Annotated in this window: 15 protein-coding genes and 2 riboswitches; of the genes, 1 reads left to right on the top strand and 14 read right to left on the bottom strand. The window is 40.0% G+C overall.

Annotated elements, in window-relative coordinates; genetic code table 11:
* Nucleotides 1-35: 35 nt before the first annotated feature.
* From J7E77_RS15995 to J7E77_RS15930, 14 genes are all read right to left on the bottom strand, one after another.
* Nucleotides 36-338 (bottom strand): YunC family protein, encoded by a 303-nt coding sequence (locus tag J7E77_RS15995; protein WP_214715652.1) that lies wholly within the window; start codon nucleotides 336-338, stop codon nucleotides 36-38.
* Between the two features lie 63 nt (nucleotides 339-401).
* Entirely contained in the window at nucleotides 402-1,754 is a 1,353-nt protein-coding gene (locus J7E77_RS15990; RefSeq protein ID WP_214715639.1) for a bifunctional metallophosphatase/5'-nucleotidase, read from the bottom strand.
* A gap of 1 nt (nucleotide 1,755) precedes the next feature.
* Nucleotides 1,756-2,583, bottom strand: a complete 828-nt coding sequence (locus J7E77_RS15985) for a sulfite exporter TauE/SafE family protein (RefSeq protein ID WP_214715638.1) — start codon at nucleotides 2,581-2,583, stop codon at nucleotides 1,756-1,758.
* A 39-nt stretch (nucleotides 2,584-2,622) separates the two neighbouring features.
* Nucleotides 2,623-3,468: a DUF72 domain-containing protein gene (locus J7E77_RS15980; RefSeq protein WP_214715637.1), complete on the bottom strand. Its 846-nt coding sequence runs from the start codon at nucleotides 3,466-3,468 to the stop codon at nucleotides 2,623-2,625.
* 419 nt (nucleotides 3,469-3,887) lie between these two features.
* Entirely contained in the window at nucleotides 3,888-5,285 is a 1,398-nt protein-coding gene (gene sufB / locus J7E77_RS15975; RefSeq protein ID WP_214715636.1) for a Fe-S cluster assembly protein SufB, read from the bottom strand.
* 90 nt (nucleotides 5,286-5,375) lie between these two features.
* A complete protein-coding gene (sufU, locus tag J7E77_RS15970) occupies nucleotides 5,376-5,819 on the bottom strand; it encodes a Fe-S cluster assembly sulfur transfer protein SufU (protein ID WP_088089494.1) in 444 nt (147 codons plus the stop codon).
* Complete coding sequence (locus J7E77_RS15965; protein ID WP_214715635.1) at nucleotides 5,809-7,038, bottom strand: cysteine desulfurase; 1,230 nt, start codon at nucleotides 7,036-7,038, stop codon at nucleotides 5,809-5,811. Before J7E77_RS15965 ends, sufU begins: the two co-directional genes overlap by 11 nt.
* Nucleotides 7,038-8,348, bottom strand: coding sequence for a Fe-S cluster assembly protein SufD (sufD, locus tag J7E77_RS15960; RefSeq protein WP_214715633.1), 1,311 nt, complete (start codon nucleotides 8,346-8,348; stop codon nucleotides 7,038-7,040). Before sufD ends, J7E77_RS15965 begins: the two co-directional genes overlap by 1 nt.
* Before the next feature lie 21 nt (nucleotides 8,349-8,369).
* Nucleotides 8,370-9,155, bottom strand: coding sequence for a Fe-S cluster assembly ATPase SufC (gene sufC, locus J7E77_RS15955; RefSeq protein WP_088089497.1), 786 nt, complete (start codon nucleotides 9,153-9,155; stop codon nucleotides 8,370-8,372).
* Between the two features lie 406 nt (nucleotides 9,156-9,561).
* Nucleotides 9,562-10,401, bottom strand: a complete 840-nt coding sequence (locus J7E77_RS15950) for a MetQ/NlpA family ABC transporter substrate-binding protein (RefSeq protein ID WP_214715631.1) — start codon at nucleotides 10,399-10,401, stop codon at nucleotides 9,562-9,564.
* 15 nt (nucleotides 10,402-10,416) lie between these two features.
* A complete protein-coding gene (locus J7E77_RS15945; protein ID WP_214715630.1) occupies nucleotides 10,417-11,082 on the bottom strand; it encodes a methionine ABC transporter permease in 666 nt (221 codons plus the stop codon).
* Entirely contained in the window at nucleotides 11,075-12,100 is a 1,026-nt protein-coding gene (locus J7E77_RS15940) for a methionine ABC transporter ATP-binding protein (RefSeq protein ID WP_214715629.1), read from the bottom strand. The genes J7E77_RS15945 and J7E77_RS15940 overlap by 8 nt, the downstream gene beginning before the upstream one ends.
* Nucleotides 12,101-12,266: 166 nt before the next feature.
* Nucleotides 12,267-12,376, bottom strand: a riboswitch (SAM riboswitch).
* A 133-nt stretch (nucleotides 12,377-12,509) separates the two neighbouring features.
* Nucleotides 12,510-13,826, bottom strand: a complete 1,317-nt coding sequence (locus J7E77_RS15935) for an O-acetylhomoserine aminocarboxypropyltransferase/cysteine synthase family protein (RefSeq protein ID WP_214715628.1) — start codon at nucleotides 13,824-13,826, stop codon at nucleotides 12,510-12,512.
* 65 nt (nucleotides 13,827-13,891) lie between these two features.
* A riboswitch (SAM riboswitch) is annotated at nucleotides 13,892-14,002 on the bottom strand.
* Nucleotides 14,003-14,081: 79 nt separating this feature from the next.
* Nucleotides 14,082-14,441: an SCP2 sterol-binding domain-containing protein gene (locus tag J7E77_RS15930; RefSeq protein WP_214715627.1), complete on the bottom strand. Its 360-nt coding sequence runs from the start codon at nucleotides 14,439-14,441 to the stop codon at nucleotides 14,082-14,084.
* A 238-nt stretch (nucleotides 14,442-14,679) separates the two neighbouring features.
* Between J7E77_RS15930 and J7E77_RS15925 the strand changes: the two genes are divergently transcribed.
* The gene (locus J7E77_RS15925) at nucleotides 14,680-15,585 is read left to right on the top strand and encodes a nuclease-related domain-containing protein (protein WP_214715626.1); all 906 of its coding nucleotides are present in this window, start codon (nucleotides 14,680-14,682) and stop codon (nucleotides 15,583-15,585) included.
* Nucleotides 15,586-15,743 lie beyond the last annotated feature (158 nt).

Raw genomic sequence — 15,743 nt, 5'->3', positions numbered from 1 at the left:
CTCAAATCACTAGGACAGTCTATGGAGCAAGCTTTTTAAATCATTTTTAACAAGGCGTCCTTTCCAATCATTCCTTGGTGAATACCTAACGCCTCTGCCTCCCATGTCACCGACTCTAACGGTGCATTTAGGAGCTGTTCAATGGTTCTTACTCCCACAGCACGGCCGGCAATAATCTTGCGGTCCTTTAATTTATCATTTAATAAACCCACATCCAAGGCACCGCACATGATATATCCCTTATCGTTCGATACGGCAAGCAAGGTTGTTTTTGGAAGTAAAACGGTAACTGCCAAAAAGGTATGGCCGTTTATTTCAATTGGTGAAAGCTCAATCAAATGGTCCACACTCCTTTCCTCTCTATCACTTTATGACAGGTCGAGAAAATGCGTGTACCCATTCTATGATTGTATTTGTAACTTCCATTTTAATAAATCCCTTAGGAATTCTGGCAAGAAATACTTCTTTTCTTTTTGCGGAAGAATGTCTTTGAAAAAGTGGCCAAACGTAAACATATCAGGCATGGCTAACGTATAATTTCTTTCATAATCGACTTCCGTCCCATTAATAAACATGACGTCTCCATGAAAATTAATTCGGTCAAAGACAAATATCCCTAACAGAGTTCCTCTGAATCCAAGTCCTTTGATATGCTTATGGATTAAGCCCTCATCTTTTGTCTGCCAATAAACCTCTTCTAATTCTTTTCCAGTTAGTTCAACCACACACGGATTTATTGGATGTGGACAAATCTTCAGCAAATCGTAAACCGTCACATCACCCGATAAAGGCCCTAACAATAGCCCTGCGTTAATCATGGCACAATCAGTGTTACACCATTCTCTTAATGCCCTGCAAAGCATAAATGAAAACTCCGTTTCATGAAAAGGATCATTAATTAGAGGCTTAGCTAAGGTGGTTACTTTTTGATTTAAATCGGCTTTTCCTCTAGTAAAATAAGCATCGATTTGCTCTTGCTCATTGTTAACTTTCGGAAGCTCTTTACTGTCATATAAAATGGCATTCATAGCAGTAATTTCTTTTTGTTCATCCACTTTGAGGGTAACGTGGCCAACAAAATATCCATACTTACCTGCCGCCCCAAGGAGCGTTTCCCCCACTAACTTTCCTTTTTCCAAGAAGTGATGGGTATGTGATCCTAATATGACATCAATATCAGGAAATTCAGCTGCTATGGATTCGTCCACATTAAAACCGAGATGGGAAAGTAAAATGATTACGTCTGATTCTGCTTTTACTTTTTCAATCCATTTTTTCAGCTCTTCAATCGGCTCTGTCACCTTCCAGCCCAGTAAACTATAAAGATGGGCAAACGGTGCCGTTAAACCGATGACACCCACCCTTGTGCCCTTTTTCGAATGATAAATCTTATATGCCTTTACCCAGCTAGGATAGCTTCCATCTTGCTGATAAAGATTCGCTAACAGAACGTCAAACTGAGCATTTTCATATAGTTCATTTAAATCGTCATAGGGAAGGTTAACTCCTTCATTGTTTCCGATCGTAACCGCTGTATACTGGCACTCATTTAAGAGATCAATATTCCCTTTTCCTCTTGAAGCTTCAGTGAAAGGATGCCAGCGATCAATAAAGTCGCCGATATCAAATAGAAAGACATCCTCTTCTTTTTGGTGATGCCTCTCATGTTTTTTTGCTAGGAACTGCTTAATTCGGGGCCAATTTTCTAAGTGACTGTGGACATCGTTTGTATGATAAATATGTATGGTTTCCATCCTAGACCTGCCCAAAAATTCCTTGATAAATTAACCTGATTCCAACAATGACAAGAATGGTTCGTAAAATTAATACAATTGTTTTACTCTTAAGCTTTGTGTTTAAAAAGACACCCACCCTAGCTCCTATCCAAGCCCCAGGAATCAATGCTAGAGCATAAAGCCAGTCCACATTTCCTAAAGTAATATGTGTAATCGAGCTCAGCAAGGATGTTGGTAAAATCATAAACATCGACGTGGCCGTTGCCACATGTGGTGGAAAGAAAAACACCAAAATCATGGTCGGAACCATTAAGGACCCGCCGCCCACACCAAAGACTCCCGATAAAAAGCCAACTACAAAAGCAATCAGGACTCCTATCATTGGGTTATATCCATATTCAAAGGTTTTACTTGCATTATCTGTAAAAGTGCGGATAATTCCCCGATCTTTCCGATAAGGAATGGGCTTTAATTTGTCCTTCAGTAATAAAATAATCGAAATAAAAATAATAAATAGTCCGAAAAAGATATTGAACGTCTTCATATGTAAGCCTTCAGTTACCCATGCGCCCAGAATACTCCCTGGACCACTTCCGATTAGAAAAATCAGGCCGCTTTTATAATCAACTGTTTTGTGTTTCATATAAGCTAATGTAGATGATAGACCTGTAAAAATCATCGTAAACAGTGATGTTCCTACCGCAACCTGAGGTGTTATATGTCCAAAGGCTGATAGGGTTGATAAATAAAGCAACGAGGGAACAATAATAATTCCGCCGCCTAATCCTATTAGCGAGCCTAACGAACTCGCAATAAGTCCAATCACTACTAGAATAATCCATTCCATGTTTTCTTTCTCCTAACATCTCTCTGTTTTGTATCCCTTTTATAATAAATCTAGCTGGCGTGGAGCAAGCCCCTGATATTCAATTTGTAAAAGGTTGACCATTTCCTTGGCATTGTCTGCCGCATCTCCGCCAGAGTTGTTGTTAAAAAGGAGATAAACATCTCTTGATTCCTGGACTAACTTTTGAATGGAATCTGCCCATTCTTCTAGCTCATTTTGGTTATAGCGGTAAAGATAACGGACCTCACGCCAATCCTCTCCGATTCGTTTTTGCCAGCCATGGAAATTGCGGCCATGAAAACGGACAAGGACCTTCTCTGGAGTGGTCGCCTGTACTACCGTTGGGATAGAACCTTCTCCGGATTGTGGTTCATCGCAAATACTATGGATCCATTTTTCTTTTGTCATAAAATCAAGTGTTTTTTGACGATACTGGGGAGTGAACCATGACTGATGTCTAAATTCTAACGCGCAAGGGAGGTCACCCATCTCATGCTTGCACCATCTTAAGTATTCGACATTTTCGCGAGTACATGTAAACCATGGTGGAAATTGAAAGAGGGTCATCGCTAGTTTATTTGTTTCTAAGTATGGTTCGAGCGACTCTTTGAAGGCTGTGAACATCGCCTGTTTATTTTCAAACGGAATTTCCCCTCGCATATGTCCGGTCATTCCTTGGTAGGCTTTGACAATAAACTGGAAGCTGGCAGGTGTTTCATTGACCCACTTCTCAGCATTCCTTTTAGGCTGAATCGCATAAAAGGCTGAATCTACTTCTACAATTGGAAAGTGGCCTGCATATGCCTTTAGCTTGTCCCTTGACGAAATTTGGCCTGGATATAAGCTATCATGGTCGCCCCAGCCGGTTACACCGATGTAGATCAAAAAACTCACCTCCAACTATTAATAATAGCATAACCATTTTTCGATTTGAGAAAAAGGGTGGAAGATATTTAGGGTGCAAACAACAATTTCATGGCAAATGGGGGCAGTCTCCAGTAAAGTGGGGCTATCCGCCAGTTGACACACCTATCTGCAAGTTGGCGCACTTATCCGCAAGTTGGACACACCTATCCGCAAGTTGGCGCACTTATCCGCAAGTTGGCGCACTTATCCGCAAGTTGGCGCACCTTATCCGCAAGTTGGCGCACCTTATCCGCAAGTTGGACGCACTTATCCGCAAGTTGGCGCATCTTATCCGCAAGTTGGGCGCACTTATCCGCAAGTTAATGGCGACTTAAGCAAATCCATACGCAAAAACCCGCCTGCCATTGCGGCAAAGCGGGTAAATTTTATAAAAAATATTAACCGATGGAACCTTCCATCTCAAATTTAATGAGACGGTTCATTTCAACGGCGTATTCCATTGGTAATTCTTTCGTAAATGGCTCGATAAAGCCCATTACGATCATTTCTGTTGCTTCCTGCTGAGAAATACCACGGCTCATCAAGTAGAAAAGCTGCTCTTCAGAAACTTTAGAAACCTTTGCTTCATGCTCGAGCGAGATGTTATCGTTTAAGATTTCATTGTATGGGATTGTATCTGATGTAGACTTGTTATCCATAATTAATGTATCACACTCGATATTAGAACGTGCCCCATCTGCTTTACGACCGAAGTGAACTTGGCCGCGGTAGGTTACTTTACCGCCATGCTTAGAAATTGATTTAGAAACGATGGTTGACGATGTATTTGGAGCTAAATGAATCATTTTCGCCCCAGCATCCTGGTGCTGACCTTTACCGGCAATTGCAATCGATAATGTCATTCCACGAGCGCCTTCGCCTTTTAAAATAACGGCAGGATACTTCATCGTTAATTTTGAACCGATGTTACCATCAATCCATTCCATTGTTGCATTGGCATCACAAACCGCACGCTTTGTTACAAGGTTAAAGACGTTATTAGCCCAGTTTTGGATCGTTGTATAACGGCAGTAAGCATCTTTTTTAATAACAATCTCAACAACGGCACTGTGCAGGGAGTTTGTTGTATAGACTGGCGCTGTACAACCCTCAACATAATGCACGTGTGCGCCTTCATCAACAACAATTAATGTCCGTTCAAATTGACCCATGTTTTCAGAGTTAATTCGGAAGTAAGCCTGTAATGGCGTATCTACTTTCACACCTGGTGGCACATAAATAAACGAGCCGCCTGACCATACTGCTGAGTTAAGTGCAGAAAACTTGTTGTCAGTTGGTGGAATTGTTTTTCCAAAGTGTTCGCGGAAAATATCTTCATTTTCCCTTAAAGCAGAATCCGTATCTTTAAAGACGATCCCTAAATCCTCAAGTTCTACCTTCATGTTGTGGTAAACGACCTCAGATTCATACTGAGCGGATACCCCGGCAAGGTACTTTTGCTCAGCTTCTGGAATCCCTAATTTATCAAAAGTAGCTTTGATTTCTTCAGGTACTTCATCCCATGACTTCTCAGATTTCTCAGATGGTTTTACATAATAAGTAATTTCATCAAAGTTTAGTGAAGCCATATCGCCGCCCCATTGTGGCATTGGCATATTGTAAAAATGCTCAAGCGACTTCAAACGGAAATCTAACATCCATTGGGGTTCATTCTTCAATTTAGAAATTTCTTTGACTATATCAGATGTTAAACCACGTTTTGATCGGAATATGGAAACGTCTTTATCGGCAAAACCATATTTATAATCACCGATTTCCGGCATTTTTTTCGCCATCGTCGTGTTCCTCCATTCTTAGAAAAGCGGAAACGCCTTAGTTAGGCGCTGGAGCTGGACATTGCCCTCTCCCACCGCGTTTTCTTAATTTTATGCTTGTTCCTCTTCTTTCAAACCTTTTTCCATGGCCTTCCACGCTAATGTGGCACATTTGATGCGGGCTGGAAACTTACAAACGCCCTGAAGTGCTTCAATATCACCTAAATCAAGATCGTCATCGTCGTATTCGATTCCTTGCATCATATCGGAAAAGATCTTTGCTAACTTTAAAGCTTCTTCGATTTTTTTCCCCTTTATTGCTTGCGTCATCATCGAAGCAGATGACATTGAAATCGAACAGCCTTCCCCTTCTTGCTTTGCGTCGACCACAATTCCATTCTCCACTTTTAGTGTTAATTGAATACGGTCACCACAGGTAGGGTTATTCATATTAATAGTATGGCTGCCATCCTCTAAAACACCGCGATTACGGGGATTTTTATAATGATCCATAATCACCTGACGGTAAAGTGTATCTAAATTATTAGAAGACATCGCTGAAATACTCCTTTGTTTTAACAAGTCCTTCAACAAGTTTATCTATATCATCTTCCGTATTATACAAGTAGAAACTTGCACGTGCAGTCGCGGAGGCTTTAAGCCATCTCATTAGCGGCTGAGCGCAATGATGTCCGGCACGAACAGCAATACCTTCTGCATCAAGTACCGTTGCTACATCATGAGGATGAACATCACTTAAATTAAAAGTGATTAGCCCTGCCCGCTTCGCTGCATCAAGTGGACCGTAAATAGTCATTCCTTCTACAGCAGACATTTTTTCCAAAGCATATGCTGCAAGTTTATGTTCATGTTCGGCAATTTGGTCTAAGCCGACTTCATTTAAAAAGTCGATAGCAGCCCCAAGACCAATGGCGCCTGCAATGATTGGAGTACCGCCTTCAAACTTCCAAGGCAGCTCTTTCCAAGTTGATTCGTACAATTGCACGAAATCAATCATTTCGCCGCCGAATTCGATTGGCTCCATGTTTTCGAGTAGATGTTTTTTTCCATAAAGAACACCAATACCGGTCGGACCGCACATTTTATGTCCTGAAAAAGCTAGAAAATCACAATCTAAATCTTGAACATCAATTTTCATATGCGGAGCACTTTGCGCTCCGTCTACAACCATGATGGCCCCATTCTCGTGTGCAATTTGAGCAATTTCTTTGACCGGATTGATGACGCCAAGTACGTTTGATACTTGCATGACAGATACAACCTTGGTGTTTGCTGTGATCGTCGCACGTGCATCATCGAGTAAAATCGTTCCATCTTCTTGAAGTGGAATGTATTTCAACTGTGCTCCAGTCCGTCTGGCCACTTGCTGCCACGGAATGATATTACTATGGTGCTCCATATAGGTTATAACGATTTCATCGCCTGCTTTTAAATTCGCTGCCGCATAGCTTGCAGCCACCGTATTCAAAGACGTTGTCGTTCCACGGGTAAAAATTACTTCTTGAATGGACTTGGCATTGATGAACTTACGAACCTTTTCCCTTGAACCTTCGTAAGCATCTGTTGCTCTTGTTCCTAGTGTATGCACGCCACGATGGACATTGGAATTGATTTCACGATAATATTTTTCAATTGCCTCGATTACTTGGAGCGGCTTTTGAGATGTTGCAGAACTATCCAAGTATACCAATGGCTTCCCATTGACCTCTTGATCTAAGATTGGAAATTGTGCACGAATATCCTGGATATTCATTAGCGTACTTTCCTTTCAATTACCTCAGTTAACTGTTTCTTTACACCTTCAATTGGAAGTTGATTGACAACCGGTGCAAGGAAACCATGAATAACTAAGCGTTCTGCTTCTTCTTTACGAATTCCGCGGCTCATCAAGTAGTAAAGCTGAACAGGATCAACACGTCCGACAGAAGCAGCGTGGCCTGCCGTTACATCATCTTCATCAATCAGAAGAATTGGGTTAGCATCACCGCGTGCTTTTTCACTTAGCATAAGTACGCGTGATTCTTGTTCCGCATTTGATTTAGAAGCACCATGTTCTATTTTTCCGATACCGTTAAAAATGGAGGTAGCACTGTCCTTCATGACACCATGCTTTAAAATATAACCTTCACTATTTCTTCCAAAGTGTACAACCTTTGTGGTAAAGTTTTGCGTTTGCTCGCCACGCCCAACAACGACCGTTTTGGTATCACCGAAGGAGCCATCACCGATCAAATTAGTTGTGTTATCTGAAATCGTATTTCCTTCATTCATTAAACCTAATGCCCATTCAATTCGCGCATCTCTTCCAACAACACCACGACGATTTACATAGGTTGTGATTCCTTTTGCAAGCGTATCAACTGCGCCAAATTGAACTTTCGCGTTTGTATTTACAATGACTTCCGTCAAGATATTTGCAACAGTAGTTGATACTTCCATCGTCGAAATGTAGTTTTCAACGTAGGTTACTTTGCTATTGTCCTCAGCGACGACAATGACATGATTAAACAAGTTCGCCTGATCATTATCATGCACATAAATGGCATGGATTGGTTCAGAGACTTCTACATTTTTTGGAATATATAAGAATACTCCGCCATTAACTAGTGCAGCATTTAGAGCGGTTAAGCGATGTTCATCGGCATTGATGGCTTGTGTCATATAATACTTTTTCAATAAGTCACCATGTTCTTTAGCAGCTGTAAAAATATCTGTAAAAATAACACCTTGACTCTTTAGCTCTTCCGATAAAGATAAAAAGGCTGGAGTTTGATTTCGTTGAATATATAAATTATTATTTTCTGCATCCACATCAATCAGTGCTTTTACTTCTTCTGGCAATTCAGCAAGTGAAGTATAGGGAGCACTTTTTACAGTATGTTGTGAGAATTGGGTGAAGTTCCACTTATCAATCTTTGTTTTGTCTGGTCTTGGCATTGGCAGTTGATCGAACTCAGCTAATGCTTTTAGACGTAGTTCTTCAAACCAAGCAGGCTCGCTCGTTTCTTTTGAAAAGGAGCGAACATTGTCCTTGTCAAATGGTAATTTGGTTTCAGTTGTCATTGTAATCCTCCTAACCCTCTCTTACGCTTCTTGCCCAACTGTTTCATCTTCAATTCCTAGCTCTTGTTTGATCCAGTCATATCCTTCAGCTTCTAAGCGTTGTGCCAATTCTGCTCCACCGGATTTTACAACACGGCCTTGCATCATCACATGCACATGGTCTGGAGTGATATAGTTTAAAAGTCGTTGATAATGTGTAATAACTAAGCAGCCAAAATCTTCGCCGCGCATTTGATTGATTCCCTTTGATACTACCTTCAAGGCATCGATATCTAGTCCGGAGTCAATTTCATCTAAGATTGCAATTTTCGGTTCTAACATCATTAATTGCAGGATTTCGTTACGTTTTTTCTCACCGCCGGAGAAGCCTTCGTTTAAATAGCGTTGTGCCATATCAAGGTCCATTTCAAGGTATTCCATTTGCTTATCCATTTTGCGGATGAATTTCATTAATGAAATTTCATTTCCTTCACCAAGACGGCTATTAAGAGCTGAACGTAAAAAATCGGCATTGGTAACGCCGTTAATTTCACTAGGGTATTGCATTGCAAGGAATAGCCCAGCTCGTGCACGCTCATCTACTTCCATATCCAGGACATTTTGTCCATCTAAAGTGATTGTTCCGCTTGTCACTTCATATTTTGGATGACCCATAATTGCAGAAGATAAAGTGGATTTACCTGTACCGTTTGGACCCATGATTGCGTGGATTTCTCCACCCTTTATTTCAAGGTTCACACCTTTTAAAATTTCTTTCCCATCAATTGCTACATGTAAATCTTTGATCGTTAAAGTTGATCCAGCCATATCTATACCTCCGAAAAGAAAGTGTTGTTTCTTGTAGATTGAGTTATTCTATAACTCTATTCTCATTTTATTCTCATTCCAATCTTATAACAAATGAAATGTATTAGCAACTCTTAAACAGTAAAAACAGTCCATCTATTTTCATTAAGCTTGTACCAAATGAGAATGAAAAAGGGATTTGGAGTGGTTTTGAATGATAATTCAGTATATTATTATTAATCGAAATGACACTCGATTAAAATCATACCTCATTTTTTTAGCATTTCCAAGTGAATTCAGGTCTAATGTTCATTCTATTTTTACCCATCGTCATTGTTTAAATGTATGCCATCTTTAGACACAACTACAGAAAAAAAGCCAGTGAACCCGCCACTGACTTTCTTCCTTTCTTCCTATTAAAATGCTTTTATTTAGTGCCCGAGACAACCGCACCTTTGTATTTTTCAAGAATGAAGTCTTGAATTTCTTTAGAGTGAAGTACTTCCACAAGTGTTTTGATTTCTTTGCGGTTTTTGTCCTCAGAACGAACGACAACAAGGTTTGCTGGAACAACGTCACTGCTTTCAAATGCGATTCCGTACTTTTTGATGTCAATACCGCCTTCTAATGCGTAGTTCGTATTAATGACAACCGCATCACCTTCACCGCTTTCGAAAGAAGAAGCTAATAATTTCGCCTCAATTAAAGTAGAGAAATCAAGGTTCTTTGGATTTTCGACAATATCCTCTACTCTTGCATTCGCGCCAACGCCTTCTTTAAGCTTAATTAAACCTTCTTTTTCAAAAATAGGTAAGATACGTCCATGGTCACTTAGTGAATCACTCATAATAATTTTTGCACCTTTTGGAAGGTCTTTTAAACTTTTATATTTTTTAGAATAAATTCCGATTGGTTCCTTATGAATTTCCCCAACACTCACAAAATCAAAATCCTTATTTTCTTTCATTTGCAGGTCTAAATACCCTGGTGTTTGAAAATAATTAGCGTCGAGTTCTTTATCCCTTAACGCTACGTTTGGTAGGATATAATCTTGAAAAACTTTTACTTCTAGATCAATGCCTTTTTTCTTTAATAAAGGTTTTGCGGCTTCTAGCACTTCTGCATGCGGTACAGCAGATGCACCAACGACTAATTTCTTGTTACCATCATTTCCTTCTTTTTCTCCTGTATCGTTTTTAGCACCAGCGCACGCTGTTAGGGCAAATGCTAATAGCGAAATTACAATCAAACTAAATACCTTTTTCATTAATTAACCCTCCTGTTATCGTTTATCTGTTTTCTTTGTAAAATAATCTCCAATAAATTGGATAATAAAAACTAAAATTAATATCGCAATCGTTGCAACTAAGGTGACAATCGGTCGATTACGCTGAAAACCTTCAAGGTAAGCAAAATGTCCAAGTCCGCCAGCCCCAATGACTCCGGCCATTGCTGTAAAGCTGACTAGAGAAATGGCTGTGACTGTAATCCCTGAAATTAATGCCGGCAAAGATTCCGGTATTAATACTTTAAAAATGATATGAACATGTGTTGCTCCCATCGATTGCGATGCCTCAATAACACCTTTATCGATTTCCCTAAGGGCTATTTCTACCATTCGTGCATAAAAAGGAGCTGCTCCAATAATTAGAGCTGGTAGTGCCGCATTCGCACCGAGCATAGTCCCAAGCAATAATTTTGTAAAAGGAATTAATAAAACAATTAAGATAATAAAGGGGATTGATCTGAAAATATTAACAAAGCCAGCAATAATAACATTAACAGCTCGATTAGTCCAGATATTACCTTTATCTGTTAAAAACAACAACAGACCAAGGAATAATCCTAAAATAAAGGTTGCAAACACTGAAATGGAAGTCATATAAATCGTTTCACGTGTTGCTTCTAATAATTGTTCCCAATTTACTATTTCCATAAGGTTAGCCATTACTGATCACCTCCACGCCTACTTGCTGTGAGTGAATATAATCGATGGCTTTCTGTATTTCGCTAGATTGCCCATCCAAGTGGATAAATAATGTTCCGTATGATCCAGTTTGCGTGTGGGAAATTTTCCCCTGAAGAATATTTACGATAACATCAAAGTCTCGGATGATGTTTGTGATTAATGGTTGTTCTGTTGTTTCCCCTACAAATGAAAGTTGAACCACTTTTCCATGCGGATAGCGTTCAAGTAAATGTTCAATCGTTTCCTTCGTTTCTTCCGGTTCCGTCACCTGCTGCACAAAGCGCTTTGTAATTGGCTGTTCTGGATTTTTAAATACATCTAAAACCGGCCCAATCTCTACAACCCTACCGTTTTCCATGACCGCAACTCGGTGACAAATCTTCCGGATGACATGCATTTCATGGGTGATTAAAACAATGGTCAGACCCAGTCTTTTATTAATATCGACTAACAATTCCAAGATAGAATCGGTTGTTTGCGGGTCTAATGCTGAAGTCGCTTCATCACATAGGAGCACCTTTGGATTGTTAGCGAGTGCCCTAGCAATTCCCACACGCTGCTTTTGTCCGCCGCTCAACTGGGACGGATAGGCATTCTCTCTACCTTCGAGGCCAACCAATTTAATTAGTTCACTAACTCTTTGTTGTCGCTGTGGACCTTTGATCCCTGCAATTTCTAAAGGAAAAGCGATATTTTCACTAACCGTCCTCGACCACAGTAAGTTAAAATGCTGAAAAATCATGCTGATTTCCTGGCGTGCTTTTCGAAGCTCACTGCCTTTGATCTTCGAAATAACGCGGCCAGCTACCGTTACAGTTCCGTCTGATGGCAGCTCTAATCCATTTAACATTCGGATTAAGGTACTTTTACCAGCCCCACTGTATCCAATCACTCCGAATATTTCTCCCTCTTGTATTTCCAGGTTGACATCATCGACGGCTCTTAGCTGACCTTGTTTAGAAGGGAATATCTTCTGGACATTTTTTATTGATATCATTGAATCACCTGCTTCTTATCCAATTTACCTAACATTCTGAAAGATTTGTATTGTAATATACCGCTTATATAATATAGGGTTTGACTTTTTCAACAAAAAGATTCTGTTTTAACAAAATAAAAGCCTTTCTGCGCAGGCAGAAAGGCATCATTAAAAATAATCCTTTCTCCCATCTCCCAAAGCAATCGCTTTGTGTGAATTGGCACCATTTCAATAATAAATATTGACGGTTGCCGGGCTTCATCGGGCACATCCCTCCACCTCTCTTGATAAGAGCATCAAGTATCCTATATTAAATTAAAACGTTAATTTGTTTAAGTAATTATATTACGAAAGTTATCGTATCATGGATAAAAAGGGGTGTCAATGAAAATAACTTCATACTCGGAAAAATAAGTTTTGGTAACTTTTATGCATTTATCTTTAATGAGATTACACCAGTAGCAGCCAAAATAGCTGATTCGAGATCTTCGATTAAATCCTCAACATTCTCGATACCGATTGAAAGGCGAATCAAATCCTCTGTTACACCTGCAGCATTCAGGCCATCAGCATCTAATTGCTGATGGGTGGTGCTTGCTGGGTGAATAATTAAACTTTTTGCATCGCCAACGTTTGCAACATGCGCCCATAGAGTACTCGAATCGATTAATTTGGCTCCTGCTTCTTTACCGCCTTTAATCCCGAAAACAACCATGGAACCTGCACCTTTTGGCAAGTACTTTTTGGCTAATTCATAATCTGGGTGGGATGGGTGTCCTGGATAAGATACCCATTCCACAGCAGGGTGATTGGTTAGATATTCCACCACTTCTTTTGTATTAGCCACATGCTCCTTCATTCGAACATGCAGTGTTTCAAGACCAAGGATAAACTGGAAGGAATTTTGCGGACTTAACGCCGGTCCTAAGTCACGCAGCAATTGGACACGTGCTTTGATAATATAAGCGACAGCACCTAGGGCTTCGGCATAAACCAGGTCATGGTAGCTGGCATCTGGGGTTGTAAAACCAGGGAATCGCGGCGAATTCCAATCGAACTTCCCACCATCGACAATAACTCCACCTGTAGTTGTTCCATTTCCTAAGAGCCATTTGGTGGCTGAATGAATCACAATATCGGCACCATATTCAATTGGCCGGCACAGATATGGAGTGGCAAAGGTGTTATCAATAATTAATGGAACACCTGCTGCATGGGCAATATCGGCGACTTTTTCAATATCAAGTACACGAAGGCTTGGGTTACCAATCGTTTCAGCAAAAACAGCCTTTGTTTTGTCGGTAATAGCCGCACGGAAGTTTTCCGGATTTTCAGGGTCAACAAATTTCACTTTAATCCCGTATTTTGGAAGCGTCACTGCAAAAAGATTATATGTTCCGCCATAGAGATTTGATGCCGATACGATTTCATCGCCAGCTTCAGCAATATTTAAAATGGCGAGGGTAATCGCTGCCATACCGCTAGCAACTGCTAGGGCACCAACGCCGCCTTCCAATAATGCTAATCTTTCTTCAAAAACGGTAGTAGTAGGGTTGTGAATGCGTGTGTATATGTACCCAGGTTCCGCTAAGCTAAATAGGTTTGCCGCATGCTCTGTATTCTTAAATTGATAGGCGTTGTTTTGATAAATCGGAACGGCACGAGCCCCCGTTACCGGATCCGGAGACAATCCACCATGAACACTCAATGTTTCAAAACGATACTTTTTTTGATTTTCACCCATACTACTTCCTCCTTTTTTGCAATTCAACAAACAAAACCCCCGCTTCAAAGAAGAGGGGGTCTCTCTCCTCATCTCTCAGAGCATCGCTGCTCTGCTGGATTTAGCACCGTGTGATTGTGTTATAAACCGGTTGCTGGGCTTCAAAGGGCCAGTCCCTCCGCCACTCTCGATAAGAATGTTTATTGAATTGTCTTTATTATTTGATTATTTACCTAAAATTTTACAGTAAGTTTAATTCCGAGTCAATAGCTCTGATTAGAAATTTGTTATTTTTGGAAAATTTTCCTGTGCCTTTGTCAAATAGAAGACAGATTCTAGTAATAATGTGGTACGAATTGGAGCGGAAATACGTAATTGGCCGTTTCGTTCAAGGACTCTTAACCGTTCCTTTCCTTCTAGCAGCTCCTTTATTGCGTTCAGGTCACCACGGATTTCGGATATCGTTTGAGATTCTTCGCTATCATGAAGTATGAAAATTTCTCCATTCTTTATGATAATCTGAATGGTTTTTTGTTCACAAACCAAATTCACTCGTAAATCGATATGTTCTAGTAACGGCAGAACATGCCTTTGCTGTTTGATTGCTAATTGAAAGGTTTTCAGCATCTCTATCATAATCCACCACTCCGGTCTGCTCTCTTATATTAAATATACAGGAACGGGGCGTGAATTCCTCTTTAAAGTGGTCGACAATTATCAACCTTTTGGAGGGGATTTACGGAGATTTCCTGAGAAATATGTCGGATGGAGAGAATTTTTTGAAAAGTGTTGAAAATTATTCAAACATTACTGCTGATTAAAGGGCAGCATTTTGTAAAATGAAGTTAGATTCGAAATCGAAAGGATGTGGATTATGAGTTTTAAAGACCGTATTGAATCAGATGAAATTAAAATTTTAAGATTTCTAAACTCGCGAATGAAATTAGCTGAAAAGGATAAAATTCGCTTTCGTAACCTTGTGAAAGGATTTGAAGGTGAAGTTATGTTTGACTCATTGACAGAGAAGCTTCAGTGTCCAAGTTATATTCTAAACGACCTGTTACTGGAAACTAATAATGGTAAATTCCAACTTGATACAGTGATGATTATTCAAGACCCACTCTATCTTTTTGAAGTAAAAAATTATGAAGGTGATTTTTACTTTGAAGGTGACCGATTCTATGCTCTACCCAAAAAGGAATACAAAAATCCCCTGCACCAACTACAACGAAGTGAATCCCTACTCCGCCAGCTGTTAGAAAGCCTTGGGTATCGAATCCCTATTGAGGCTTATGTAGTTTTTATCAACCCCCATTTTACCTGTTATAAAGCCCCACTTAATGAACCCATTATCTATCCAAATCAGCTCCCTCGCTTTATGCACAATTTAAATAGGAGACCGTCAACATTAAATGGTATGCACAAAAGGCTAGCTGACCAACTGGTTTCGATGCATCAAATTGAATTACCTTATGATAGGTTACCTCCATATGACTACGGCAAATTAAAAAAAGGTAACATTTGTCGGGTCTGCCTCTCATTGAAGACTACTGTTGTAAATAATAAACTTGTGTGTGAGGATTGCGGTTGTCACGAAGTGATTGATCATGCCGTTTTACGTGTTGTGGAGGAAATTAAGCTGCTTTTTCCTGATATAAAAATTACAACAAATCTAGTTCATGAATGGTGTAGCGTGATTGACTGTAAAAAAAGAATAACAAGGATACTGAGGAGTAACCTTACTTCTGTAGGGGTTGGGCAATGGACTTATTATCAGTGATTTTGTAAGTATATAGAAATTTCCATGGTTTCTCGTCGGGTTTCCGGAAGAGAGACCCTATTGCGGGCACTTCCCTTGGCTTTTCCACAGGATTTTTCCGTAAGATACTCTATTGAGGACACTTCCCTTCGTTTCTCTATGCGTTTTGTCCGTAAGAG

The sequence above is a fragment of the Bacillus sp. ISL-77 genome, from assembly GCF_018613105.1.
This window is presented reverse-complemented; position numbering and strand designations above follow the sequence as displayed.

Bases quoted from the DNA above. Each gene is read 5' to 3' on its own strand.
- J7E77_RS15990 (WP_214715639.1), bottom strand. From the start codon at position 1,754: ATGGAAACCATACATATTTATCATACAAACGATGTCCACAGTCACTTA.
- J7E77_RS15985 (WP_214715638.1), bottom strand. From the start codon at position 2,583: ATGGAATGGATTATTCTAGTAGTGATTGGACTTATTGCGAGTTCGTTA.
- sufB (WP_214715636.1), bottom strand. From the start codon at position 5,285: ATGGCGAAAAAAATGCCGGAAATCGGTGATTATAAATATGGTTTTGCC.
- sufU (WP_088089494.1), bottom strand. From the start codon at position 5,819: ATGTCTTCTAATAATTTAGATACACTTTACCGTCAGGTGATTATGGAT.
- J7E77_RS15965 (WP_214715635.1), bottom strand. From the start codon at position 7,038: ATGAATATCCAGGATATTCGTGCACAATTTCCAATCTTAGATCAAGAG.
- sufD (WP_214715633.1), bottom strand. From the start codon at position 8,348: ATGACAACTGAAACCAAATTACCATTTGACAAGGACAATGTTCGCTCC.
- sufC (WP_088089497.1), bottom strand. From the start codon at position 9,155: ATGGCTGGATCAACTTTAACGATCAAAGATTTACATGTAGCAATTGAT.
- J7E77_RS15950 (WP_214715631.1), bottom strand. From the start codon at position 10,401: ATGAAAAAGGTATTTAGTTTGATTGTAATTTCGCTATTAGCATTTGCC.
- J7E77_RS15945 (WP_214715630.1), bottom strand. From the start codon at position 11,082: ATGGCTAACCTTATGGAAATAGTAAATTGGGAACAATTATTAGAAGCA.
- J7E77_RS15940 (WP_214715629.1), bottom strand. From the start codon at position 12,100: ATGATATCAATAAAAAATGTCCAGAAGATATTCCCTTCTAAACAAGGT.
- J7E77_RS15935 (WP_214715628.1), bottom strand. From the start codon at position 13,826: ATGGGTGAAAATCAAAAAAAGTATCGTTTTGAAACATTGAGTGTTCAT.
- J7E77_RS15930 (WP_214715627.1), bottom strand. From the start codon at position 14,441: ATGATAGAGATGCTGAAAACCTTTCAATTAGCAATCAAACAGCAAAGG.
- J7E77_RS15925 (WP_214715626.1), top strand. From the start codon at position 14,680: ATGAGTTTTAAAGACCGTATTGAATCAGATGAAATTAAAATTTTAAGA.